This window comes from Flavobacterium pygoscelis (assembly GCF_023162025.1).
In the GTDB taxonomy this organism is placed as follows: domain Bacteria; phylum Bacteroidota; class Bacteroidia; order Flavobacteriales; family Flavobacteriaceae; genus Flavobacterium; species Flavobacterium pygoscelis.
This window is the reverse complement of the sequence record NZ_JALNUB010000017.1, coordinates 13,656-16,324: the sequence shown is the minus strand read 5'-3', so window position 1 is coordinate 16,324 and position 2,669 is coordinate 13,656. Positions and strand designations below refer to the sequence as shown.

Sequence of the window (2,669 nt, the reverse complement as noted above, 5' to 3'; positions counted from 1 at the left end):
CAACTACTGCCAACAGCCGTTTGGCGAGATTGGGGTTTTAGTGGAATTAGCGTTTTTTATCATATCTTCGTTTCGGCAGAAAATACTCTGCTTTAAAGTCCCCAACCTCGCCAAGCGCCAAGACGTTGTGCGATATTATAAAAAAACGAAAGTAATGAACTCTAATAGTGGAATTAGCGTTTTTTATCATATCTTCGTTTCGGCAGAAAATACTCTGCTTTAAAGTCCCCAACCTCGCCAAGCGCCAAGACGTTGTGCGATATTATAAAAAAACGAAAGTAATGAACTCTAATTACATTGAAAAAATATTTGGAAAACCAAGAAATCAAGTTAAATTACTTGATATTGAAGAATATTTTTCCACTCCACAAGAAGAATCTTCTGTAGTAGAATTTAAAAGTGGCGAAGTTGAAATAAACGATATTTTCAAGGAAATAACTGCTTTTTTAAACACAGAAGGAGGATTATTAATAATTGGTGCTCCAAGAGAAACAAAAAAAGAGCTTGGAAAAAATATTATTAAAGTTTGCGAAGGTAATCTAACATATTCAAATTTTAAAAACAAAGATTGGTTATATCAAAAAATTGCGTCAAATATTGTACCAACTCCCACCGATTTAAAAATTGAAGAGTTTCTAACTAAAAATGGAAATGTATTCTTAATTGATATTTCTCAAAGTTTAACACCTCCGCATCAATGTTCATCTGATGGAAAATATTACTTAAGACTGGAAAGAGATGCAAAACCTGCTCCACACGGTATTGTCCAAGCTTTATTTGATAAAAGAAGAGTTCCAATATTATCAACGGACATAACAATCACTAAAATAAATAATACTGATGATGAAGTACTGATTAGAATTCAAAATGAATCACGAATTCCAGCCGATAAAGTTGCTTTTATAGTAGATATTTATAATGTCGCTGATGTAAATTCATCACATCAATTTGAAATACAAAAAGACATACTTGCCAATAAATTTTCAATGTCAAATCATACAATTCAAGTTTTGGTTCAAATAATAAGTATTCCAATAAAACTTAATATTCGCCACTTTAACAAAGACTATTTGATATTTGTGGGGTTTTGGTGCAGAGATTTAGATTTTGATTTTAAATACTTTACATATTCTCCATCTGAAAAAAAGATTGTTACTATAGGAACATTAAAAGATGGTGGATTATTAACAGATGAATTAAATCGAATCGTAAAATAACATCGCACAACAGCCGTTTGGCGAGATTGGGGTTTTAGGCTTAATTTAAAGATGGTTTTGTACTTGAAAAATTTGTGTTTAATGGAAAAATCTCGCATCTTTACTCCCCAACCTCGCCAAGCGCCAAGACGTTAGCGGTAAGTTACCCAAAAATGAGAAAAAATGACAGATGATTGTTTCAAATTATTAAGAAAAAATTTCAGAATAAGTGGAAAAACAATCATTGACCATATAAAAAGAAATCATTTTGAACCTGGTAATTTCGCGGGCGAGAATGATATTTGTTCATTTTGTGGTGAAAGTAATAAATTAACAAAAGAACATGTTCTTCCAAAATGGTGTTTCCAAAATGACCCTTTACGAAATTTTGAAACTTTAATAAATGGAACGAAACAACCTTTTATGAAAACGGTTATTCCAGCTTGTCCATCTTGCAACAATGAAACTTTATCGAAGATTGAAAAATATACTTTAGAACTTTTCCGAAGTACTGATTTAGATAATGAATACTATGAATATGAACAATCTTTAAATGTTATAAGATGGCTAGAAATAATCGATTATAAATTTCATGTTCTTAATTTTAGAAGGAAATATCTAAAAGGAAATTCTAACGAATTTATTCCAATATTTAAAGAAGTTCCAATGTCAATTATGAGATTCAATATTGACTTATCTCCATTCAAAGCTCTATCTCAATTAAGAAATTCTCAATCTAGAATTAAAAAAAGTTCTAAAGATTCAAGATATTATTCTTTGGTATTTTGGAAAAGTAAGAATAAAGATGCTTTTTTCTTTCATACAATGGATGAATTCATCTATTTTGAATTTCCAGAATATAAAATGGCAATGTTCTATTTCTTCAAAAAAGAATTTAAAAGTAATTATGAAGCAGAAAAAGAAGCAAAACAAATAATAATTAGTCAGTATGGCATAACTGACAAAACAAAATTAGAATAAATGAATTCAAATATTTTTAAAAATGGAGATGTTTTATTAGCCACTCATCGAGAGATTAGAAAAGGATATCATCCAATTGTATATCTATCTGGTTATTCTAACGAAAGCTTTATTGGAGCAATGCTTACACATCATTCAGACACAGCACGAAACTTGAAATTAGATTCATCATTTTTTGTGAATAGAGTCGAATTTGAAAACTCCTTTCTTGTACTTGGTAAGTTTTTAAAATCTGAAGAATGGGGACCTTTCAAAAAAATAAATGAATTAACACCTGAGGGCTTAAGTTTTGTAGAAAAAATACTTATTGACAAACCACAAGAAACCTTTGCAAACTATTTCAGACGACATCTCTAGTAAAATAACCTACCGCTAACAGCGGTTTTGCGAGATTGCGAATTATGTGCTAAATTCAAGTTTGTCTTTCGCAAGATATTCTATCTTAGCCGAAAGAACTCGGTTACGAAGTTCGCAACCTCGCAAAGCCGCGAA

General features: G+C 30.5%; 3 protein-coding genes. All 3 read left to right on the top strand.

Going from position 1 to position 2,669, the window contains the following annotated elements; all coding sequences use genetic code 11:
- The first annotated feature begins 281 nt into the window (after positions 1 to 281).
- The 3 genes from MW871_RS15700 (at position 282) to MW871_RS15690 (ending at position 2,534) form a co-directional block, all read left to right on the top strand.
- A complete protein-coding gene (locus tag MW871_RS15700) occupies positions 282 to 1,217 on the top strand; it encodes an AlbA family DNA-binding domain-containing protein (protein WP_248429345.1) in 936 nt (311 codons plus the stop codon).
- Positions 1,218 to 1,379: 162 nt separating this feature from the next.
- A complete protein-coding gene (locus MW871_RS15695; RefSeq protein ID WP_248429344.1) occupies positions 1,380 to 2,177 on the top strand; it encodes a hypothetical protein in 798 nt (265 codons plus the stop codon).
- Positions 2,178 to 2,534, top strand: a complete 357-nt coding sequence (locus tag MW871_RS15690; RefSeq protein WP_188051748.1) for a hypothetical protein — start codon at positions 2,178 to 2,180, stop codon at positions 2,532 to 2,534.
- Positions 2,535 to 2,669: the final 135 nt, after the last annotated feature.